The organism is Arthrobacter sp. Soil763 (assembly GCF_001428365.1).
Lineage (GTDB): Bacteria > Actinomycetota > Actinomycetes > Actinomycetales > Micrococcaceae > Arthrobacter.
Genome location: NZ_LMSH01000003.1, coordinates 212,681 through 234,551, shown reverse-complemented (window position 1 = coordinate 234,551; position 21,871 = coordinate 212,681). Strand labels below are relative to the sequence as shown.

17 protein-coding genes and 6 pseudogenes are annotated in these 21,871 nt (G+C 69.6%); 15 read left to right on the top strand and 8 right to left on the bottom strand.

The genetic code is table 11. From position 1 onward, the window contains the following. Window positions 1-73 precede the first annotated feature (73 nt). The 7 genes and pseudogenes from glyA to ASG71_RS16420 form a co-directional block, all read left to right on the top strand. Window positions 74-987 (top strand): annotated as a pseudogene (glyA, locus tag ASG71_RS16975) (serine hydroxymethyltransferase); the annotation flags it as partial. Between the two features lies 1 nt (window position 988). Further along, window positions 989-1,318 (top strand): annotated as a pseudogene (locus ASG71_RS16970) (serine hydroxymethyltransferase); the annotation flags it as partial. A gap of 167 nt (window positions 1,319-1,485) precedes the next feature. After that, a pseudogene (locus tag ASG71_RS10820) lies at window positions 1,486-1,767 on the top strand (serine hydroxymethyltransferase); the annotation flags it as partial. An 89-nt stretch (window positions 1,768-1,856) separates the two neighbouring features. Further along, window positions 1,857-2,251 (top strand): annotated as a pseudogene (locus ASG71_RS16965) (serine dehydratase beta chain); the annotation flags it as partial. A 1-nt stretch (window position 2,252) separates the two neighbouring features. Next, window positions 2,253-2,856: pseudogene (locus tag ASG71_RS16960) on the top strand (serine dehydratase beta chain); the annotation flags it as partial. A 1-nt stretch (window position 2,857) separates the two neighbouring features. After that, window positions 2,858-3,479 (top strand): annotated as a pseudogene (locus ASG71_RS10805) (L-serine ammonia-lyase, iron-sulfur-dependent, subunit alpha); the annotation flags it as partial. Between the two features lies 1 nt (window position 3,480). Next, a partial coding sequence (locus ASG71_RS16420) for an L-serine ammonia-lyase, iron-sulfur-dependent, subunit alpha (protein WP_235564051.1) occupies window positions 3,481-3,756 on the top strand: 276 nt, incomplete at its 5' end. 4 nt (window positions 3,757-3,760) lie between these two features. Here the strand turns inward: ASG71_RS16420 and ASG71_RS10800 are convergent. Continuing rightward, window positions 3,761-4,315, bottom strand: coding sequence for a TspO/MBR family protein (locus ASG71_RS10800; RefSeq protein ID WP_056739067.1), 555 nt, complete (start codon window positions 4,313-4,315; stop codon window positions 3,761-3,763). A gap of 97 nt (window positions 4,316-4,412) precedes the next feature. Between ASG71_RS10800 and ASG71_RS10795 the strand changes: the two genes are divergently transcribed. Continuing rightward, a complete protein-coding gene (locus ASG71_RS10795; protein ID WP_056739065.1) occupies window positions 4,413-5,486 on the top strand; it encodes a lipid II:glycine glycyltransferase FemX in 1,074 nt (357 codons plus the stop codon). A 33-nt stretch (window positions 5,487-5,519) separates the two neighbouring features. Further along, window positions 5,520-7,016, top strand: a complete 1,497-nt coding sequence (locus tag ASG71_RS10790) for a threonine/serine ThrE exporter family protein (protein WP_056739063.1) — start codon at window positions 5,520-5,522, stop codon at window positions 7,014-7,016. Between the two features lie 2 nt (window positions 7,017-7,018). On the opposite strand, the gene ASG71_RS10785 is transcribed toward ASG71_RS10790, so the two are convergent. After that, the gene (locus tag ASG71_RS10785) at window positions 7,019-7,858 is read right to left on the bottom strand and encodes a siderophore-interacting protein (protein ID WP_056739061.1); all 840 of its coding nucleotides are present in this window, start codon (window positions 7,856-7,858) and stop codon (window positions 7,019-7,021) included. Between the two features lie 26 nt (window positions 7,859-7,884). Further along, a complete protein-coding gene (locus ASG71_RS10780) occupies window positions 7,885-8,679 on the bottom strand; it encodes a uracil-DNA glycosylase (protein WP_414826668.1) in 795 nt (264 codons plus the stop codon). Between the two features lie 111 nt (window positions 8,680-8,790). Here ASG71_RS10780 and ASG71_RS10775 point away from each other — a divergent pair, with 111 nt between their 5' ends. The 6 genes from ASG71_RS10775 (at window position 8,791) to ASG71_RS10750 (ending at window position 14,849) form a co-directional block, all read left to right on the top strand. Beyond that, the gene (locus ASG71_RS10775; RefSeq protein ID WP_056739059.1) at window positions 8,791-9,108 is read left to right on the top strand and encodes a DUF3263 domain-containing protein; all 318 of its coding nucleotides are present in this window, start codon (window positions 8,791-8,793) and stop codon (window positions 9,106-9,108) included. 91 nt (window positions 9,109-9,199) lie between these two features. Then, on the top strand, window positions 9,200-9,820 hold the full coding sequence (locus tag ASG71_RS10770; protein ID WP_056739057.1) for a LytR C-terminal domain-containing protein: 621 nt from the start codon (window positions 9,200-9,202) through the stop codon (window positions 9,818-9,820). A gap of 167 nt (window positions 9,821-9,987) precedes the next feature. Next, window positions 9,988-10,191 carry a cold-shock protein gene (locus ASG71_RS10765; RefSeq protein ID WP_056739940.1) on the top strand — a complete coding sequence of 68 codons (204 nt, stop codon included), beginning with the start codon at window positions 9,988-9,990 and terminating at the stop codon, window positions 10,189-10,191. A gap of 119 nt (window positions 10,192-10,310) precedes the next feature. Then, a complete protein-coding gene (locus ASG71_RS10760) occupies window positions 10,311-11,534 on the top strand; it encodes an ABC transporter substrate-binding protein (RefSeq protein WP_056739938.1) in 1,224 nt (407 codons plus the stop codon). Window positions 11,535-11,828: 294 nt separating this feature from the next. Further along, window positions 11,829-13,466 (top strand): chaperonin GroEL, encoded by a 1,638-nt coding sequence (groL, locus tag ASG71_RS10755; RefSeq protein WP_056739055.1) that lies wholly within the window; start codon window positions 11,829-11,831, stop codon window positions 13,464-13,466. A gap of 375 nt (window positions 13,467-13,841) precedes the next feature. After that, window positions 13,842-14,849, top strand: coding sequence for a ribonuclease HI family protein (locus ASG71_RS10750; RefSeq protein WP_056739054.1), 1,008 nt, complete (start codon window positions 13,842-13,844; stop codon window positions 14,847-14,849). A gap of 17 nt (window positions 14,850-14,866) precedes the next feature. Here the strand turns inward: ASG71_RS10750 and ASG71_RS10745 are convergent, their stop codons facing one another. The 5 genes from ASG71_RS10745 to ASG71_RS10725 form a co-directional block, all read right to left on the bottom strand. Then, entirely contained in the window at window positions 14,867-15,154 is a 288-nt protein-coding gene (locus tag ASG71_RS10745) for a WXG100 family type VII secretion target (RefSeq protein WP_056739052.1), read from the bottom strand. A 167-nt stretch (window positions 15,155-15,321) separates the two neighbouring features. Then, window positions 15,322-16,929 (bottom strand): sensor histidine kinase, encoded by a 1,608-nt coding sequence (locus tag ASG71_RS10740; RefSeq protein ID WP_082575051.1) that lies wholly within the window; start codon window positions 16,927-16,929, stop codon window positions 15,322-15,324. Between the two features lie 2 nt (window positions 16,930-16,931). Next, window positions 16,932-17,642: a response regulator transcription factor gene (locus ASG71_RS10735; RefSeq protein WP_056739936.1), complete on the bottom strand. Its 711-nt coding sequence runs from the start codon at window positions 17,640-17,642 to the stop codon at window positions 16,932-16,934. Window positions 17,643-17,731: 89 nt separating this feature from the next. Continuing rightward, a complete protein-coding gene (locus tag ASG71_RS10730) occupies window positions 17,732-19,378 on the bottom strand; it encodes a DNA repair helicase XPB (RefSeq protein WP_056739050.1) in 1,647 nt (548 codons plus the stop codon). Further along, complete coding sequence (locus ASG71_RS10725; RefSeq protein WP_056739048.1) at window positions 19,375-21,867, bottom strand: helicase-associated domain-containing protein; 2,493 nt, start codon at window positions 21,865-21,867, stop codon at window positions 19,375-19,377. Before ASG71_RS10725 ends, ASG71_RS10730 begins: the two co-directional genes overlap by 4 nt. Window positions 21,868-21,871: the final 4 nt, after the last annotated feature.

Below are 21,871 nucleotides of genomic sequence, written 5' to 3'. Positions count from 1 at the left end.
CCCGTCGCTGGACGCTGACCTGTCCGCCCTGGACCCGGAGATCGCCGCGCAGATCGCAGGCACCAACACCGCAGTGTTCGAGCAGGTCGTGTCCCCGTCGCTGGACGCTGACCTGTCCGCCCTGGACCCGGAGATCGCCGCGCAGATCGACGCCGAGTTGGGCCGCCAGCGCGACGGCCTTGAGATGATCGCCTCGGAGAACCACACCGCCCGCGCGGTGATGCAGGCGCAGGGCTCGGTGCTGACGAACAAGTACGCCGAGGGCTACCCGGGCAAGCGCTACTATGGCGGCTGCGAGCACGTCGACGTCGTCGAACAGCTCGCGATCGACCGGGTCAAGGCCCTCTTCGGTGCGGAATACGCGAACGTCCAGCCGCACTCCGGCGCGCAGGCGAACGCCTCGGTCATGCACGCCCTGATCCGCCCGGGCGACACCATCATGGGACTGAACCTGGCCCACGGCGGTCACCTGACCCACGGGATGAAGATCAACTTCTCCGGCCGGCTCTACAACGTCATCCCGTACCAGGTCCGCGAGGATGACCACCGSATCGACATGGCCGAGGTCGAACGCCTCGCCCACGAACACAAACCGCAGCTGATCGTGGCCGGCTGGTCCGCGTACGCCCGGCARCTGGACTTCGCGGAGTTCCGCCGGATCGCCGACTCGGTCGGKGCGTACCTGATGGTGGACATGGCCCACTTCGCCGGGCTCGTGGCCGCCGGGCTGCACCCGTCCCCGGTGCCGCACGCGCACGTAACGACGTCGACGACGCACAAGACCCTCGCCGGTCCGCGCGGCGGGATCATCCTTTCCAACGACGCGGACATCGCCAAGAATATCAACTCCGCCGTATTCCCGGGCCAGCAGGGCGGCCCGCTCGAGCACGTCATCGCCGGCAAGGCCGTGGCCTTCAAGGTCGCCGCGTCACCGGAGTTCAAGGAACGCCAGGAACGTGTCCTGGCCGGCGCCCGGATCCTCGCCGANTTCCCGGGCCAGCAGGGCGGCCCGCTCGAGCACGTCATCGCCGGCAAGGCCGTGGCCTTCAAGGTCGCCGCGTCACCGGAGTTCAAGGAACGCCAGGAACGTGTCCTGGCCGGCGCCCGGATCCTCGCCGARCGCCTGGTCCAGCCTGATGTGACGRCCAAGGGGATCAGYGTGGTCTCCGGCGGCACCGACGTGCACCTGGTCCTSGTGGACCTGCGCGACTGCGAACTCAACGGCCAGGAAGCCGAGGACCGGCTCSCCGCGATCGACATCACCGTCAACCGCAACGCCGTCCCGTTCGATCCGCGCCCGCCGATGGTCACCTCCGGGTAGCCGCCCCAGACGATGATCGCGCCGATCATCAGCAGTTCGCCGGTGTTGATCGAAAGGCTGGCCACCCGCTGCAGGTCGCCGCGGGTCAATGAGCTGACCACTGGCGCAATCGCAGCCGCTCTGTTCCGTGTTTCGTTCCTACGAGGGCTGCGCGGGCCCGGGGNTGCGAACTCAACGGCCAGGAAGCCGAGGACCGGCTCGCCGCGATCGACATCACCGTCAACCGCAACGCCGTCCCGTTCGATCCGCGCCCGCCGATGGTGACCTCCGGGCTGCGGATCGGCACCCCGGCCCTGGCCACCCGAGGGTTCGGCGAGGCGGCCTTCACCGAGGTCGCGGACATCATCGCCGAAGCGTTGACCGCCGACGCCGRCGCGGACCTGACCGGGCTCCGCACCCGGGTCCAGGCCCTCGCYGCCGCCCACCCSCTCTACCCGGAGCTGTAGCCCGTCCCTGTCGTTGAGCCCGTCGTTGGAATTGGGGGCGACGGGCTCAACGACAGGCCYTTGAAGCATGACTAAGTGAGGAACCGACAATGGCTGTTGGCGTYTTTGATCTTTTCTCTATTGGGATCGGGCCCTCAAGTTCGCACACCGTGGGGCCCATGCGGGCCGCCGCGGTCTTCGCCGAGGAGCTGAAGGCATCGGGGGACCTGGACCGCGTGGCGGGGTTGCGGGTTGATCTCTACGGGTCGCTGGCTGCGACCGGGCACGGGCACGGGACGATGACGGCGATCCTGTTGGGCCTGGAGGGCTTCCACCCGGAGACGATCCTGCCCGCGGAGGTCGAAGAGCGGCTGGCCGCGATCGCGGAGACCGGGGTCCTGAACCTTGCCGGGACCGTGCCCCTGCCGTACGGGGTGAAGGACATGGTGCTGCGCCCGCTGACCGTGCTGCCCCGGCACACCAACGGGATGACGTTCACCGTCTCNAGGGCTTCCACCCGGAGACGATCCTGCCCGCGGAGGTCGAAGAGCGGCTGGCCGCGATCGCGGAGACCGGGGTCCTGAACCTTGCCGGGACCGTGCCCCTGCCGTACGGGGTGAAGGACATGGTGCTGCGCCCGCTGACCGTGCTGCCCCGGCACACCAACGGGATGACGTTCACCGTCTCCGACGCCGACGGSACGGTCCTGCTCGCCGCGACGTTCTTCTCCGTCGGCGGCGGCTTCATCGTCCGCGAGGGCGAGGAAGACGCAGCACTGAAGGAACTCGATGAGTCGATCCAGGAGCTGCCCCTGCCGTTCCGCACCGCGGCGGAACTGCTCGAGCACTGCCGGGCKACGGGCCTGTCGATCAGCGACACCATGCTCGTCAACGAACGCGCCGCCCGGACCGAGGACGAGATCCGTACCGGGCTGCTGCACATCTACGCAGTGATGGCCGAATGCGTGCAGACCTCGCTCAAACGCGAGGGCCTGYTGCCCGGCGGGCTGAARGTCCGCCGCCGGGCCCCGGACTGGCACGAACGGCTGATGAAGGAAAGCTGCAAGGAAGACCCGGACTACCGGGACCCGAAGTACTGGCAGGAATGGGTNATCGAGACCATCATCTCAAACGCGAGGGCCTGCTGCCCGGCGGGCTGAAAGTCCGCCGCCGGGCCCCGGACTGGCACGAACGGCTGATGAAGGAAAGCTGCAAGGAAGACCCGGACTACCGGGACCCGAAGTACTGGCAGGAATGGGTCAACCTCATCGCCCTGGCCGTGAACGAGGAAAACGCCTCCGGCGGCCGGGTCGTSACCGCMCCGACCAACGGCGCCGCCGGGATCATCCCCGCCGTGCTCTACTACGCCCTGMACTTCGCYCCCGGCATGGACMAAGCCACCCAGGCCGACCGGGACGAGACGGTGATCAAGTTCCTGCTCGCSGCCGCCGCCGTCGGGGTCCTCTACAAGGAACAGGCCTCGATCTCCGGCGCCGAGGTCGGCTGCCAGGGCGAGGTSGGCTCCGCGTCCTCGATGGCCGCCGCMGGGCTCGCCGAAGTCCTCGGCGGGACCCCGGCGCAGGTCGAAAACGCCGCGGAAATCGCGATGGAACACAACCTCGGCCTGACCTGCGACCCGATCGGCGGGCTCGTCCAGATCCCCTGCATCGAACGGAACGCGATCGCCGCGGCCAAAGCGATCAACGCCGCCAAAATGGCCCTCTGGGGCGACGGNCTGACAATGCGCGGTCACCCCGCCCCGTCCCGAAGGGGGTGGGGGAGAGCCTGCGACCCGATCGGCGGGCTCGTCCAGATCCCCTGCATCGAACGGAACGCGATCGCCGCGGCCAAAGCGATCAACGCCGCCAAAATGGCCCTCTGGGGCGACGGMTCCCACCGGGTCTCCCTCGACGARGTCATCATCACCATGCGCGAAACCGGCAAAGACATGTCCTCCAAATACAAGGAAACCGCCATGGGCGGCCTCGCCGTCAACGTCGTGGAGTGCTGATTCCCTAGTTGTGCAGCGCCGCCCACAGGTTCAGGGACGACGCGAACACCACCCAGGTCAGGTAGGGCAGCATCAGCAGTCCGGCAGCCCGGCTGATCGGACCAAACCGCAGCACCGTCACAGCCACGGCCACCGCCAGCGCGACGATAATAGCGAACGCGGCCCACAGCGCGGGGGTGCCCCACGCCGGGTACAAGCCGAAGAACGCCGGCGTCCACAGCAGGTTCAGCACCAGTTGGACCGCGTACACCGTGAGGGCCGCCCGGGTGCCGGCGGCCCGGCGGCGCCAGACCAGCCACGCCGCAACGGCCATTGCGATGTACAGGGCGGTCCAGACCGGGCCGAAGAGCCAGTTCGGCGGGGTCCACGGCGCCTTGTCCGCGGCGGCGTACCAGCCGTCGACGTTGCTGCCGGTTGCCAGCCCGCCGAGGGCCGCGACCAGCGCCGACGCGGCCAGCAGCACCAGCAGGGCCGCGGCCTGGGCGCCGCGGCCGGGAGCGGCCGACCCCTTCCCACGGAGATCCCGGGAACGGGCCGGCGGTTCCTGCTGCGCGTGCATGGCATCCAGCTTAACCGTCCCGGCCGCCCGATAGACTTGAGGCTGCATGCCAGCCATGCCGCCGAAGCTTGTCCCGCGAAGATTGGATACCGCACCCTTGCGAGAATTCACTGCCCGCTTTGCCTCCGCCGAAGAGGTTGCCAACTGGGATGCCCACGTCACGGCAAACCCCAACGGCGGGAACCTGCTGCAATCCGAAGCCTTCGCCGAGGTCAAGCAACACTTCGGCTGGACACCCCTGCACCTGGTCTACGAAACGGCCGACTACACCAGCTACAACCTCGTCCTGGAAAAGTCCTTCCCCCTCCTGGGCAAGCTCTGGTACCTGATCAAGGGCCCAGACGTCGCATCGGTCGACGACATTCCGGGCATCGCGGCGGCCAACGCCGAATTCGTCAACCGCTCCCGGCTGGGCGTCTTCGCGATCAAGATCGAACCCGACATCGTGCTCTCCGACGACGCACGCCGGGTCCTCGAAGGCGCGGGCCTGGTGAAGACCCCAAACCTGCAGCCCAACGACTCGACCGCGCTGCTGGACATCTCCCCGCAGGAGAATCAGCTGCTGCGCAACCTGCACTCGCGCGGCCGCAACGCCGTCCGCCGCGCCATCCGCGAGGGCGTCGAAGTCCACAACGTCGAACCCACGGAAGAGAACTTCCGTGCCATGTACGCGCTGATGACGACCACCGTGGAGGCCAAGTCGCAGGTCCGGGTCCGGGAGTACGAGTACTACCGGCAGTTCTGGACCAACTTCCTCGACCGCGGCCAGGGCCGGCTCCTCTTTGTCTACGAAAACGATGTCCCGTCGGTGGGGGCGTTTGTCATCAACTACGGACGCAAGGGCACCTACAAGGACGGCGGATCGCTGCAGAAGCGCAGCCAGTACGGTGACTCGCACCTGGTGCAGTGGACGGCCATCAACCAGCTCAAGGAGCTGGGGTGCACCGAGTACGACTTCTGCGGCACGCCGCCCAGCGACAAGCTGAAGGACACCTCCAACCCGTTCCACGGCCTGGGCCTGTTCAAGACCAGCTTCAGCAAGACCGTGACGGACTTCGTCGGATGCTACGACCAAGTGCTCAGCCCGCTGAAGTACAAGGCCTGGACGGCCGCGGGGGAGCGGGTCGCCCGCCAGCTGTACACGCGGCGCACGGGCCAGCAGTTCTACTAGACGCCCGCCAGCCAGATTCGTGAGGAGGCCGGAATGACAAACCCACCCGACGGCCGCCGCGGGCCGCACACCGACGGTCTGCCCCGGACCCAGCCGATGTCTCCGCTGCAGGTCCGCCAGAACGCCGCAGCCAAACGCATGCTCCGCCGGCTCGTCCAGGGCGAAAATCCCCCGACCGCGCCGCTGAGCATCGTGGACCGGCTGGCCGGCAGTCCGTACGCCAACCCGATGATCCAGGTCGGCGGCGTGGACGCCTCCGCCCGCAAGACCATCGACTTCGCCCTGAAGCTCGCCGAATCGATGTTCCGGTACGGTGCCGGTGCCCTCGAAGTGGAAACCAGCATCATCGCCATCACCGCTGCGCTGGGCCTGAAGAACATCGAGGTGGACATCACCAACCAGTCGGTGGCCATCAACTATGCCCCGAAGGACCAGACGCCCATTACGCTGCTGCGGGTGGTCCGGTCCTGGACCAACAACTACGCCGGCCTCGCCGAAGTCCATCAGCTGGTCACGGACATCGTGGCCGGCGGCGTCGGCCGCGAGGAAGCGGTGCGCCGGCTCGAAGACATCACCCGCAGCGCGAAGCCGTTCCCGCGCTGGATGGTCACGGTGGCCTTCGGCGTGTTCTCCGCGGTGTTCGTCGGCGTGCTCGGCGGCGGCCTGGCCGCCTCCGGCATCGCATTCCTGTCCAACCTGCTGGTCAGCCTGCTCGCCCGGCAGCTGGGCCGCTGGCGCACCCCCGACTTCTTCGTCACGGCCGCCTGCTCGTTCGTGGTCACTCTCGTCGCCCTGCTGCTGTGGCGGTTCGGCGACCCGGTGGGAATTCGTATTGCGCCTGCCATCGTCGTGGTGGGCGGCATCCTGCTGCTGCTGCCCACCGGGCGGCTCGTTTCCTCCGTGCAGGACGCGATCAACGGCTTCCCGGTGACCGCGGCCGGCCGGTTCCTCTCCACCATGCTCACCTTCGGCGCGCTCGTCGCCGGAATCGCCGTCGGCTTCGTCGTCGGCGCGATGACCGGAATGCAGTCGATCGACGTCACGGAAACATTCCCGCCCCGGTATCCCTTGTGGCTGCTCGTTCCGCTGGTGGCCATCGCCGTCGTCGCGATTGGCGTCACCGAGCAGACCGCGCCCAAGCTGCTGCTGCCGACGGCGGCGGTCGGCGTGGTGGGTCATCTGGCGCTGATCGGCGGCACAGCGATCGGCATCGGGCCCCGGTTCGCACCGGCCGTGGCCGCCGTCGTGATCGGCCTGCTCGCCCGGGTCGTGGCGCTGCGGATGGGCGCCCCGCAGCTGGTGGTCGCCGTGCCCGCGGCGTTGATCCTGCTGCCGGGCCTGACCATATTCCGGTCGATGTATGTTTTGACGATCGAGGAATCGGAGATCCTGATGGGTGCCGGCGGCATGCTCAGCGCGGGCGCGATCGTCCTTGGCGTGGCCGCCGGAATCGTCCTGGGCGACACGCTCGCCCGGCCGCTGACCCGCAGCCTGGCCAGCAACGAGCGGCGGCGGGCGCGGCGCCGCTAGGCCTAGATCTTTCCGATCGGGAGTTTCTTCTCGGCCTGGAAGTCGTCCTCCACCCGGCCGCGCGCCCAGTAACCGGACAGGGAGACCTGCCCGCGTTCGAGGCCGCGCTCGGCGAAGAACACCTCCCGCAGGGCCTTCATATAGCCGCGTTCCCCGTGGGCGAAGACGGAGACCCGGCCCTCGGGCCACGACGCCGTTCGGACCGCCTCCGGCAGCAGGCCCGCCCCGCCCGCCGGGGCGCCCCGCCGCAGGAGCCAGCGGAGTTCGACGCCGGCAGGGGCCTCAAGCGGCAGGATGTCCGCCTCGCTGTCCACCTCCAGGAACGCCAGTCCGCGGGCGTCCGCCGGGAGCGCTTCAAGGACCGCGCCGATGGCCGGCAGGGCCGATTCGTCGCCCGCGAAGAGGTGCCAGTCGGCCGTCGGGTCAGGGTTGTAGCCGCCGCCGGGGCCGGTGAAGATGAGGGTGTCCCCGGGCCGGGCGGAGGCCGCCCACGGGCCCGCCAGACCCTCGTCGCCGTGGATGACAAAATCGATGGCCAGTTCCGCGGCGTCGTCGTTCACCCAGCGGACGGTGTAGGTCCGGGTGTGGGGCCACTGGTCGCGGGGATGGGACTCCCGCACGGCCCACAGGTCCAGCGGCTGGGGGTAGTCGATGCCCGGCTGCGGGAAGGCGATCTTGATGTACCGGTCGACGTAGGCATTGTTGACGTAGCTCGCGAAGCCGGGCCCGCCCGCCACGATCCGGACCATATGCGGCGAGAGCTGCTCGCGGCGCAGGACCGTCAGGGTGGTCTGCGGCCGGGAGTTCCGGTTGGCGGAGGTGGCGGCGGGAACGGAAGTCATGCTGCCAAGCCTAGCCAAGATTCCGGTCAGGGCAGCGGCGGCAGTTCCCAGTCCACGGCGCCGTCGCCCTGGTCTGTCAGCAGGCCGTTGGCCCGGCTGAAGGGCCGGGAACCGAAGAAGCCGCGGGTGGCGGAGAGCGGACTGGGGTGGGCGCTGGCGAGCACGGCGGTCTGGCCCAGCAGCGGCCGCACCCCTTCGGCGTCCTTGCCCCAGAGAATGGCCACCAGCGGCACCGAGCGGCCGTCCTCGCCGCGCCGGTCCGCCAGGGCCGTAATGGCGGCGGCGGTCACATCCTCCCAGCCCTTCCGGCGGTGCGAACCGGCGGCGCCGGCCCGCACGCTGAGAACCCGGTTGAGCAGCAGCACGCCCTGCTCCGCCCAGCGGCCCAGGTCCCCGTGGACCCGCGCCGGCAGCCCCAGGTCCGCTTCCAGCTCCTTGTAGATGTTGGCGAGGCTGCGCGGAATCGGCCGGGTCCTCCCGTCCACGGCGAAGGCCAGTCCGATCGCGTGCCCCGGGGTGGGGTAGGGATCCTGCCCGACCACGAGGACCCGGACGTCGGAGAACGGCTGGCGGAACGCCCGCAGTACGTTGGAGGCCGCCGGCAGCACCGCGTGGCCGGCCGCGGCCTCATCGGCACAGAACCGCAGGGCCGAACGCAGCTGTGTCTCCACCGGCGCCAGGACCTCGGCCCAATCCGGCGCCACGAGGTCCTCCAGCGGCGCCCCGGCCATGGCCGCAAAATCTGTCACCGCCGCCCCTTCGGGGCCGCCGGGTCCGGGGGCGAGGGGGAAGAGCGCATCGGTGTCGTAGGGGTCCAGCACCGTCCCATTCTCGCAGGCCCGCGTGCCGCCGGCGCGGACCGGCAAATGACAAGCCTGTTATTCAGCCGTAAAATACAATGCGGACCTATTGGCACAAACGGGGGAGCGGCAGTGGCTGAAGCAGCATCCGAGTACCTGCCGGCGCAGGACGCCGCAGCGGAGACGGACGCGGCCGCCTCGCCGCTGAGCAGCCGGGACCGGGAGATGCTGGCCCTGGAGCGCCAGTGGTGGAAGTATGCCGGCGCGAAGGAACAGGCGATCCGGGAGCTGTTCGACCTTTCCGCCACGCACTACTACCAGCTCCTGAACGCGCTGATCGACACCGAGGCGGCGCTGGCCCACGATCCCATGCTCGTGAAGAGATTGCGTAGACTACGTACGTCACGACAACGTGCCCGTACTGCACGCCGTTTGGGCTCGGACGCATAAGCACGCGTCAGGTCCGGCCGGAAGCGCGGAAATCCGCGCGGAGTCCGGCGTCGGACCCCAGCCAGAAAATCAGCAAGGACGTCGTTTTACCATGACCAAATACGCTCGGGACGAATTCGATCGGGTCCCGGAGACCTCCACGCGCCAGGGTGTCCACCGGGCCGTCGCGGCGGCCGGCACGCGCCGCCTGGGCCCCATCCTCGCGGTGGGAGCCGTGGCCCTCGCGATCGGTCTGTTCGCCTTCCTCCTGCTGCCCAAACTGGGTTTCGGCTCCGGTCCCGCGGCCGTCGCCGTTGACCAGGCCGCCAGCAAAGCCACCGCCTCGCAGGCGCCCACCTCGGGCGCGACCGCAAGCAGCGGCCCGACGGCGAGCAGCAGCCCCACCGCCAGCCCCAAGCCAACGGCCACGACGCCAACCGCCTCACCGGAAGCCGGCGTCGACAAGACCCAGCCGGTGGCGATCTACAACGGAACCACGACGCCGGGCCTCGCCGGCCGCGTCGGGTCCACCGTCACCGCGGACGGCTGGGCCGCGGGCCCGGTAGCCAACTGGGGCGGCGCGCCGCAGCAGACCTCCGTCGTGTACTACAGCGGCGCGGCGCAGAAGGCCAACGCCGAAGCGCTGGCAGCCCTGCTCGGGATCGGCACCGTGGTGGATTCGGCGGACTTCCAGATGCCGCTGGTCGTCGTGCTCGGCCCCGGTTTCCAGTAACGCCGCAGTGCGGTGCTCGGTTACGCGTGAATAACTTTCGCGGCGGATCGGCGCCCACGCCGGCGCCCGGACGGCGGGCGCCGGTTAGAGTGGCTGCGGACTTCGTTCCGCAACCCCGGGCCACAGTGGGGTGGTCCGGGAGCAAGCTAGCTGAAAGCGTGGAAGACATGGCACTGGGGACCGTCAAGTGGTTTAACGCCGAGAAGGGCTACGGCTTCATCACCGTCGACAGCTCCGGTGCCGACGTCTTCGTGCACTGGTCAGCCATCGCCGGCGAGGGCTACCGCTCCCTGGCGGAGGGCCAGCGCGTGGAGCTGGAAGTCGGCGAAGGGGACAAGGGTCCGCAGGCCGAGAACGTCAGGTCCGCCTAGTGCCGCTCGCAGCAGTACCGCCCCGCCAGCCAGCCGACGCAACGGCGCGTGCCGCTGTCCGCCGCCGGGCCGCAGGCAGCCGCCCGGCACGCGCCGCGGCAGCCGCCGTTGCCGCGCTCCTGGCCGGGGCGGCCCTTGCCGCCTGCTCGGGACCGGCCGGCAACGCCCGGGTGGCGACAGTGGATGCCAGCGGGGACGGCATCCTGCGCATTGGCCTCATCCTGGACAACACCGGAAACCAGGACTTCCTCAACGCATCCCAGTTGGCTGCGGCGAAGCTCGCGGTCAAGGAAATCAACGCCGCCGGCGGGCACAAGGGCAAGCCGGTGGAGCTCCTGCCGGAGGCCGTCGGCACCGACACCGGCGCCCGGGCGCGGGACCTCGTGGCCGCCAAAGCCGACGTCGTGATCGGCCCCACCGACTCCAGCCGCGCAGCGGACGCCATCGACGTGCTGGCACGGGCCAAGGTGGCGGTCATTTCCCCGGCCAACACCGCTCCGGGGCTCACCAGCTACAAGAGCGGCGGCTACTACTTCCGCACCGCCGCAGCGGACATCGCCCAGGCCTCGGTTCTGGTCAAGCTGGCCAAGGACGGCGGCGCGAAGACGATCGCCGTCGTGCACGAGGAAGGGGACTACGGCAAGGACGTCTCCGTCGCCGTGTCTGCGGCTGCCAAGGCCGCCGGGCTCGGCACCTCGGTGGACGCCGAGTTCAAGCCCGGCCAGGCGCGGCAGGCTGCCGCGGCCGCCAAGCAAGCCGCTCCGGACGCCGTCGTGCTCGTGGCCCGCGGCGGGGCCCAGGGCGCCATCGCCGAACTCAACAACGCCGGCCTGGCCGGGGCGAAACTGATCCTCAGCGACGGGGCCGTCAACCAGTACGGTGCGGGCCTCGGCTCGAAAGCCCTGGACGGCGCCCGGGGAGTCCTCCCCGGGACCTTCCCGTCGGCGCACTTCCAGGCCGAACTCGTGGCCGTCGACCCCGGGCTCAAGGACATGGCCTACGCGGCGGAGACCTATGACGCCGTGAACCTGGCCGCAATCGCGGCAGCGGAGGCCGAGGACGACGCCGGGGCCTCCATCGCCTCGAAGCTCCTCGCCGTCTCCGGCGGAGCGGCCCCGAGCGGCGGCGGTGATTCCGGGGAAGCCGTGGCCTGCAAGGGCTACCAGAAGTGCCTGGACGTCCTGCGCGGAGACAGGCGCCCCGACTACGACGGAGAATCCGGCCCGGTCAACTTCGACAGCAACGGCGACGTCACCGTTGCCGCGTACATGATCTACACCTTCGGCCCGGACAACACGGCCAAGATGACGGGCGCGGAAACCGCCCGCAGCAGCGCTTCCTGATCGCTCCTAGCGAAGCGTGCCCGGCAGGGCCGCCGTCGCGCCGGCCACTGCTTGCACTCTCCCCGGGGGAGTGCTAATTATTGACTTAGCACTCCCGAGTACTGACTGCTAAGACGCCGCCCGGTTTCGCCGGCGGCGGCGGGGCGGCGGAAGGGCCGGGAGCGAAGAAATACCTGGCTGGGGTGAGATCCCCGGCCCGGCGGCGTACAGAGGCTGCCGGGCAGGAATCGTCCGTCGCGGGCACCAAAGCCACGGTTCATTCTTAACGACTGTCCCGAAAGGACTACTGCCGTTATGGCCAAGATCATTGCATTTGATGAAGAGGCACGCCGCGGTCTTGAGCGGGGCCTGAACATCCTCGCCGACGCCGTCAAGGTCACCCTCGGCCCGCGTGGACGCAACGTCGTCCTCGAAAAGAAGTGGGGCGCCCCCACGATCACCAACGATGGTGTTTCCATCGCCAAGGAGATCGAACTGGACGACCCGTACGAGAAGATCGGCGCCGAGCTGGTCAAGGAAGTCGCCAAGAAGACCGACGACGTCGCCGGTGACGGCACCACCACGGCCACCGTGCTGGCCCAGGCCCTCGTCAAGGAAGGCCTGCGCAACGTTGCCGCCGGCGCTGACCCGCTGTCCCTCAAGCGCGGCATCGAGAAGGCTGTTGACGCGGTCACCCGCGAGCTCCTGGCCTCCGCCAAGGAGATCGAGACCAAGGAAGAGATCGCCGCGACCGCGTCCATCTCCGCCGGTGACAACGAAATCGGCGCACTGATTGCTGAAGCCCTGGACAAGGTCGGCAAGGAAGGCGTCATCACCGTCGAGGAGTCGAACACCTTCGGCCTCGAGCTGGAACTCACCGAGGGCATGCGCTTCGACAAGGGCTACATCTCCGCCTACTTCGTCACCGACGCAGAGCGCCAGGAGACGGTCCTCGAGGACCCGTACATCCTGATCGTCAACTCCAAGATCTCCAACGTCAAGGAACTGGTTGCGGTCCTCGAAAAGGTCATGCAGTCCAACAAGCCGCTGCTGATCATCGCCGAGGACATCGAGGGCGAGGCCCTGGCCACCCTGATCGTCAACAAGATCCGCGGTACCTTCAAGTCCGTCGCCGTCAAGGCACCGGGCTTCGGCGACCGCCGCAAGGCGCAGCTGGCCGACATCGCCATCCTCACCGGTGGCCAGGTCATCTCCGAGGAAGTCGGCCTCAAGCTTGAGACCGCCGGCCTCGAACTCCTTGGCAAGGCCCGCAAGGTCGTTGTCACCAAGGATGAGACCACCATCGTCGAGGGTGCAGGCGACGCCGACCAGATCGCCGGCCGCGTCTCCCAGATCCGGGCCGAGATCGAGAACTCCGATTCCGACTACGACCGCGAGAAGCTGCAGGAGCGCCTGGCCAAGCTGGCCGGCGGCGTTGCAGTCATCAAGGCCGGTGCCGCAACCGAGGTCGAGCTCAAGGAACGCAAGCACCGCATTGAGGACGCCGTCCGCAACGCCAAGGCTGCCGTGGAAGAGGGCATCGTCGCCGGCGGTGGCGTGGCCCTGATCCAGGCCGGCGCCAAGGCTTTCGCCAACCTGCAGCTCGCAGGCGACGAAGCCACCGGTGCGAACATCGTCCGCGTCGCCATCGACGCCCCGCTGAAGCAGATCGCCTTCAACGCCGGCCTCGAGCCGGGCGTCGTGGTCGACAAGGTCCGCGGCCTGTCCGCAGGCCACGGCCTGAACGCAGCCACCGGCGAGTACGTCGACCTGCTGGCTGCCGGCATCAACGACCCGGTCAAGGTCACCCGCTCTGCCCTGCAGAACGCGGCCTCGATCGCCGGCCTGTTCCTCACCACCGAGGCCGTTGTGGCCGACAAGCCCGAGAAGGCCGGCGCCCCGATGGGCGGCGGCGACGACATGGGCGGCATGGGCGGCATGGGCGGTTTCTAACCACCCGGCTACCAAGCCTCCAACCCCGGCCGGCACCTTGGTGCCGGCCCCGGTGCAACGACGGCGGCGGTCCCACCTGCGGGTGGGGCCGCCGCCGGCGTTTAACCCGCGTCCCCAACGCTCCCTCGGGTTCGGCAGGGTTTAGGCGCAAGCTCCCTCAGGCGGGCCCCGGAGCTGAAGGAGCGTCGGGTGGGAAGGCCCCGGAGCTGAGGGAGCGTCGGGTGGGAAGGCCCCGGAGGTGAGGGAGCGTTGGGTGGGAAGGCACCGGAGGTGAGGGAGCGTTGGGTGGGAAGGCCCCGGAGCTGAGGGAGCGTCGGGTGGGAAGGCCCCGGAGGTGAGGGAGCCTTGGGTGGCAGGGTCTGGCAGGATAGTGCAGTGACGATTAGAGCAGCAGCCGACGGTTCGGCTTTAGGAAACCCAGGCCCGGCCGGTTGGGCCTGGTACGTGAACGACGACTGCTGGCGGGCCGGCGGGTGGCCGCACGGGACCAACAACCAGGGCGAGCTCATGGCGGTCCTGGACCTCTTCCGCGCCACGGCCCACCTGCCGGACGAGGATCTGCACATCCTGTGCGACAGCCAGTACGTCATCAACTCGGTGACGAAGTGGATGCCGGGATGGAAGCGCAAGGGCTGGCGTAAATCCGATGGCAAGCCGGTGCTCAACGTCGACCTGCTCAAGGACATCGACCGGGCGCTCGCGGGGCGCAAATACACCTTTGAATGGGTCCGCGGCCATGCCGGCCATGACCTCAACGAGGCTGCGGACGACCGTGCCCGGGCCGCCGCCACCGCCTATCAGCAAGGCGTGGCTGTCCGACAAGGCCCCGGCTTTATCCGCGCCGGCGACCCCGCCGCGCCGGCGGCGGGTGGCCAATCCGCCCAGCCCGTGATGTCGGCGGCAGCGGCCCGGCCGACGCGTTCAGCAGCCCCACAGCCGACGGCGGCGCCCACCCTGTTCGGGGGGTCGTCACTCCTGTCCGAACCGGACCTGTTCAGTGAGCTGGAGGACGAGGCACTGCCGCAGCCCGCCGGGGCCGATGAACTGCCTGAATTGGTCGTGGAATCCCTGGAGCGTGAACTGCTGCTTCCCGGCACCCGTTCCGACCTCGGCCGCACGTCGGTACTGCTGCACCCCGACTTCACCGAGATCGGCAGCTCGGGACGCCTCTGGTCCCGCGATGAGATGCTGATGGCCCTGGAGGGAAACCCCGGAAGCCCCGCGGAACTGGAGCTCCTCTCCGCCGACCGCGTCGGCGACAGCTCCGTGCTGCTGACCTACCGCACCCACACCCGGGCCGGGGCGGTGCTGCGCAGCTCGCTCTGGGTCCTGGACGGCGCCCAGTGGCGCCTGCGCTTCCATCAGGGCACCCCGGAGGCCTAAGGAGCCTTGTAGCCCGCCTAGCTGAAACGCTGGGCGTTGCTGAGCTCGGTCTGGGCGTAGTTGGCGGCGGCCGAGTTGAGCGCCAGGTTGATCGAGGCAAGCGAGGCTTCGACCTTGGCCTGGGTCAGGGACCATTCTGCGAGCAGGGCCTGGAAGTTGGTGGCGGCCGAGCCGCGCCAGCTGGCCTGCAGTTCGTCCAGCCCGTGCTTCATGGCCTGGACGTCCGCGCTGATGCGGTCGACGGTGGCCTGGACGTTGGCGGATTTGAGCTGGAGCAAGTCGGTGTCGACGGAAATGATGCTCACGGGAATGCCTTTCGCGGATCCTGCAGGCAGCCGGGGAGTCCGGCTTTCGTCGCCGGCTGGGGTCCCCGACTGCCTGCTGTGGGGGTCGTCCGGACCTTCCGGACACTGCGAGCGTAGGCCGGTTCATGCCGCCGGCCCCAGCTGTGCAGCCCGCTATGTGGAAAACCCTAGCCGCGGGCCGCGCCGTCGCGTCCCGGCTCCGGACCGGATGCTACCTCTGACGCCTCCCCAGGCTGCGCTCCGTCAAAGTGCTCCGATCCGCGCCCTGCCGGCTCGGTCTTGTCAGTGGGCGCCTCTGACGCGCCGGCGCCGGCTGTCTCCCCGGACGTCTCCTCAGACACCTTCGGCTCTGCCAGGTAGGGCAGGCTGACCACGAGGGTCGCGCCGCCGCCCTCGGTGGGCCGGACCCGGACCGTGCCGGAATGCGAACCCACGATGGCTGCCACGATCGCCAGGCCCAGGCCGCTGCCGCCTGTTTCCCGGGTCCGGGACGTGTCGGCCCGGTAGAAGCGCTCAAAGATCCTGGCGGCCTCGTCCTCCGGGACGCCGGGGCCGTGGTCGCGGACCTCGATCACCGAGTGGCGGATTCCGGCGTCGTCGGTCCGCACGCCGACGGCGAGTTCGATCGGGGACCCGTCCGGGGTGTACCTCAGGGCGTTGCCGACCAGGTTGCCCACCACCTGCCGGAGCTTGGCCTCGTCGCCCATCACCGGAGCGGCGGCGCCGGAGCCGCCGTCGAGCCCGCGGAGCGAGATCACCCTGCTGCGGTCGCTGGCCTGGGTGTCCACCACGGCGTCGTGGGCGATCAGCAGCAGATCCACGGGCTTCTGCTGCAGCGGGCGCTGTTCATCGATCCGCGCCAGCAGCAGCAGGTCCTCCACCATGGCGCCCATCCGCTTGGCCTCGCTCTCGATCCGGCCCATGGCGGTCCCGACGTCTTCCGGGGTGGACAGCGCGCCGTGCCGGTACAGCTCGGAGTAGCCGCGGATGGTCACCAGCGGGGTGCGCAGTTCATGGGAGGCGTCCGCGGCAAACCGGCGCATCCGGGCCTCGGACGCCATCCGTGCGGCGAAGGCGGCTTCGATGTGCGCCAGCATGGCATTCAGCGACCGGCTGAGCCGGCCGACTTCGGTGTCCGGATTTTCCACCTCCACACGCCGGGAGAGGTCCCCGGCGGCGATCGCGGCCGCGGTTTTTTCCACCCGCGCGAGCGGCCGGAAGGACCGGGTGACGGTCCAGGTGGCGATGAAGAAGGCCAGCACCAGGGTCAGCAGTCCCACCCCGACCACCACGAGCGTGGCGTGCTCCATGACCGAATCCACCGGGTACAGCGGCAGCCCGATGACGACGACGGCGGGCCTCTGGTTGCCGTCGAGCACGTTGACCGCCACCACTCGCCAGTTCCGCCCGTCGGTGCCGCGGACCTGGAACGGGGCCTCGCCCCGTTCGTGCGCCTGTTCGGGGGTGATGTCGGCGATCGCCGGGCGCGATCCCTTGGAGCCGCCGAAGATGTAGGTGGGCTGGCCCGGGCTGAAGAGCATCAGCGAGTAGTCGGTGGGGACGTTCGAGTTCTGGTCCTGCAGCTGGCTGAAGGACTGCTGCTGCCGCGCTGTTCCGACGGCGGCTTTGAGCTTGTCGTCGACCTGGCCCTGCAGGTAGCTGTGGAGCAGCGCGAGCGTGCCCGCTCCCGTGGCGGTGAGTGCCACGAGCATCAGGGCCATCATGATGGCGACCAGCTGCGAACGCAGCGACGCCGTCTTCCAGCGGTGCAGCAAGGTCAGCGTTTCTCGGCCGTCCGCAGCACGTAGCCGACGCCCCGCTTGGTCTGGATCAGGGCCGGGGCGGAGGGGTCGATGTCCACCTTGCGCCGGAGGTAGGAGATGTAGGACTCGACGATCGAGGCGTCCCCGTTGAAGTCGTACTCCCAGACGTGGTCCAGGATCTGCGCCTTGGACAGCACCCGGTTCGGGTTGAGCATCAGGTACCGCAGCAGCTTGAATTCGGTCGGCGACAGCTCGATCACGGTGCCGCCGCGGCGCACCTCGTGGGCGTCGTCGTCGAGTTCCAGGTCATCGACGCGGAGGACGGCGTCGTCGTCCTGGAGCGGCTGGGTGCGGCGGAGCACGGCGCGGATCCGGGCCACGACCTCGTCGAGGCTGAACGGTTTGGTGACGTAGTCGTCGCCGCCGACGGTGAGCCCGGTGACCTTGTCCTCGGTGTCATCCTTGGCGGTCAGAAACAATACGGGGAAGTGCTTCCCGGCCGCGCGGAGCCGGCGGGTGACGGTGAAGCCGTCCATGTCCGGCAGCATGACGTCAAGGACGGCGAGGTCGGGGGCGTGGAGTTCGGCGGCGGCGAGGGCGTCGCGGCCGGTACCGGCGGAGACGACGTCGAACCCGGCGAAGCGCAGCGAGGTGGAGAGCAGCTCGCGGATGTTGGGTTCGTCATCGACGACGAGCAGCTTGGCTTCGGGACCGTTCTTTTTCATGGTTCCCATGATGCTCCCAGACTCTGTGAGTTTTCTGAACGGCGGATGTGTGTTCTTTGGGCGCCAGCTACCCGCCAGCTACCCGCCGGCTACCCGCCTGCGCCGACGTCCTTGGCGTCCATGATCCGGTAGGCGTAGCCCTGCTCGGCGAGGAAGCGCTGGCGCTTGGCCGCGAAATCCTGGTCCAGGGTGTCCCGGGCCACGAGGGAGTAGAAGCGGGCGGCGCGGCCGTCCTGCTTGGGCCGCAGCAGCCGCCCGAGCCGCTGCGCCTCCTCCTGGCGCGAGCCGAAGGAACCGGAAACCTGGATCGCCACCGAGGCCTCGGGCAGGTCGATGGAGAAGTTGGCCACCTTGGAGACCACCAGGGTCTGGACTTCCCCGGCGCGGAACGCGTCGAAGAGCCGCTGGCGTTCCTTGACGGAGGTGTCGCCCTTGATGACCGGGGCCTGCAGGCGCTCGCCGATTTCGTCGAGCTGGTCGATGTACTGGCCGATCACCAGCAGTTGCTCGCCCGCGTGCTCGGCGACAAGCCGTTCCACGATCCCGGTCTTGGTTTCGGACGTGGCGCAGAGCCGGTACTTGTCCGCGTCCTCGGCCATGGCGTACGCCACCCGCTCGTCCCGCGGCAGGTCCACCCGGACCTCCACGCAGTCCGCCGGCGCGATGTATCCCTGCGCCTCGATGTCCTTCCACGGGGCGTCGTAGCGTTTGGGCCCGATCAGGCTGAAGACCTCGCCCTCGCGGCCGTCCTCGCGGACCAGGGTGGCGGTCAGCCCGAGGCGCCGGCGGGCCTGCAGGTCCGCGGTCATCCGGAAGATCGGGGCCGGCAGCAGGTGGACCTCGTCATAGATGATGAGGCCCCAGTCGTTGCCGTCGACCAGTTCCAGGTGCGGGTAGAGGCCACCCCGCTTGGTGGTGAGCACCTGGTAGGTGGCGATCGTGACGGGCCGGACTTCCTTGACCGAGCCGGAGTACTCGCCGATCTCCTCTTCGGTCAGCGAGGTGCGCTTGAGCAACTCGTCCTTCCACTGCCGGGCCGAAACCGTGTTGGTCACCAGGATCAGCGTGGTGGTGGAACTGGTCGCCATCGCGGCGGCGCCCACCAGGGTCTTGCCGGCGCCGCAGGGGAGGACGACGACGCCGCTGCCGCCGGCCCAGAAGTTCTCCGTGGCCAGCTGCTGGTAGGGCCGGAGCTTCCAGCCGGATTCGTCGAGCAGGATCGGGTGCGGGGTGCCGTCGACGTAGCCGGCGAAATCCTCGGCGGGCCAGCCGATCTTCAGCAGCAGCTGCTTGAGCTGCCCGCGCTGGGAGGAGTGCACGACGACGGTTTCGGCGTCGATCCGGGGCCCCAGCAGGGGAGCGATCTTCTTGGCCCGGCTGACCTCCTCGAGGACCGGGTAGTCGGAGGTGCGCATCACAAGCCCGTGCTGCGGGTCCTTCTCCAGCCGCAGCCGGCCGTAGCGGGACATGGTCTCTTCAATGTCGATCAGCAGCGAGTGCGGCACCGGGAACCGGGAGTACTTGAGCAGGGTGTCGAGGACCTGCTCGGCGTCCAGGCCGGCCGCCCGGGCGTTCCAAAGGCCGAGCGGGGTGAGCCGGTAGCTGTGGACGTGCTCCGGGGCGCGCTCCAGCTCGGCGAACGCGGCGATCGCGTGCCGCGCCTCCGTGGCCTGGTCGTGGTCCACTTCCAGCAGGATGGTTTTGTCGCTCTGGACGATCAGCGGTCCGTCATTCACTGGAGCAGTTCCTCGGTGGCTTCGATGTCGATGATCCGGTGGATGGAGAGGACGCGCTCGGTTTCCTTGGCCGGATCAAACACGCGCACACGCCCGCCATTCACTGCTACCGGAACAACGGTTTCCCGGGTGGCATTCCCCAGACTGTCGACGATGTTCATCACGACCCGCTGCTTGAGCCGGATCGCCTTCTGCAGCGTCTCCAGGCCCAACTGCGTGGCGGCCTCGCCGGGGGTGCCCGTACCGCCGCGGCCGCCCGCCGCTCCGGCGTCGGCGCGGGTGCCGGCGTCCCGCAGCACCGCCAGCTGGGCGTCGACGTCGGCGTCCTCGGGGGCCGTGCGCGGGGCAGTGTAGACCGGGCGGGCACTGCCGGGCGCGGCGGTGCTGCGCCGCAGCCGGACGGCGGAACCGTCGTCCTCGACCGCGGGGGACAGGCCCAGTCCGCGCAGCAGCGCGGCGGCGTCCCGGGCCGGGGCGGGGCTGACCAGCACCGTGGGCGCGATCCGGACCAGGCCAAGGCCCGCGGCGGCGGGATTGTTCAGCAGTTCCAGCAGCGCTGTCTCGTCCTCGCTCTGGATGAAACTGCCCGCGGCGCCCACCCGGATCCTGGCATGCCGGGCGGCGGTGTCCTCGATGAGGTACTGCAGCGGCTGTGGAACCGCCGTCGCCGAATGGTCGCGGAGGAACTCCAGCAGGGCAGCCGCATCCTGGCCGGCGTCGAGCGCCCGCCGGACCGAGGCGACGGAGAACCGGTAGATCGTGGCGGGGCCCTGGCCCTCCGCGTCGGACATAGTGAGGAGTTTCTCGCTCAGCTCCGGATCCAGGTAGCCGGGCGCGACCGCGGTCAGGTCCGCCTGCAGCAGCACGTGGTTCAGCGCCGCGGGGAGGTGCTCACCCAGGATGGACAGGGCCTCGTCGGGCTGTTCGACGGCGATCGCCGCGCCGATCTGGCTCAGGGCGCCGGAGCCGATCAGCCCGAGCATTTCGGCTTCGGCCAGGACACCCTGGACCAGGGAGCTGAAGCGGCGGGCCATCCGCGGCTGGGACCAGTCGGCACGTTCCAGCACGGCGGCGGCGTCGAGCACCGGCGCGTCGCCGTCGGCCGCCGCGGCCTCCCGGGTCAGCTCGTTCAGGATTTCCAGGATCCGTTTCCGGACCACCGGGGCGTCGGGCCGCTGCGCTTCCGCGGAGAGCGCATTGATGGTGCTGCCGGCCATTCCGCGGTGCGCCTGCGCCGCCGGGGTGCCGCTGAGCGGCTGTCCGACCAGCGACGGGACCCGTTCGCTGGCAAGCCAGGCGTTGACCAGCCACAGCCACTGTTCCTGCCGGGGCAGGCCCAGCCACTCCAGCTGCGGCGCCTGGACCCAGGCGGAACTGTCCACATCGAGCCGGAGCAGCCCTGCCAGCGCGCACAGCTCGGCCAGCAACCCGGCCTCGTGGACGCCGATCCGCAGTGCGTCGGCGAGCCGCTTCATCTCGCGGACGCCCACCCCGCCGCTGCGCAGGGTGGTCAGAGGCTGCTCGCGGACGGTGTGGAGCAGCTCGCCGGCCAGCCGCAGTGTTTCGGCGATGGCGCCGAGCGCGGCGTTCCGGCGCAGGGCAGCGCTGGTCTGCCCCAGGGTCGGAACCGGCGGGGTTAGCGTGAAGTGCGCGATCACATAGCCGCCGCGAAGCGCGACGCCGACGCTGTGCGGAAGTTCCACGTGCGCGGCGTCCAGCGGCACCAGCAGCCCGCGGGCCAGCAGCCAGTCGACGGGGCCGACGTCGGGCCCCTCGTTCAGTACCGAGGCGCGGCGCTGTGCCTGCGGCACGGCACCCATGGCCCAGTTTCCGAAGCGTGCCAGCAGCGCCGCCGTGCGCTCCGGCGCGGTGGCCAGGAGCGACCGCAGGGCTTCGGGGGACGCCGTCCAGTGCTGCAGCGACAGCGCCGCTTCCATCGGCGTCGTCGCCGGGGCGACGTCGGCGCCGGCCTGGTGCAGCTCGGCGACCAGGTGCACCACGCGCTGGGCGAAGGCGGGCTGGAGCCGGACCAGCTCGGTGTAGCTTCGCCCCAGGCCTGCAGGGTAGATGCCGATGACGTCCCGGAGGCTGCCCACCGGCAGGTAATGCCGCTGCCGTGCCGCGGCGGCGCCGGTCCCGTGCGGCGGTTCGGCGCGGTGCACGAGGGCAAGTTCCTGGAGCGACTGCAGGAGCGGTTCCAGGGCGGCGAGGGTTGCCCCGTTGATCAGCCGCTTCAGCGTGGCCGCGGACGCACTCTGCCCGGTGTCGGTGTTGGTGCACAGATACAGCGTCTCCAGGACCTGCATCTGCGGACGGTTGAGACGCTCCAGGGCCCGCTGCACGCTGACCCTGCCGCTGGCCCGGGCCGCAAGGGCGGCGAAATCCGGCACCGGGGGCGACATCAGGTCCGGCCGCGCGGCGAACAGGGCCCGCAACGAGTCGTCGCTGCGGGCCTGCATTTCCTTGCTCAGCGCGCGGATGAGGGACATCAGT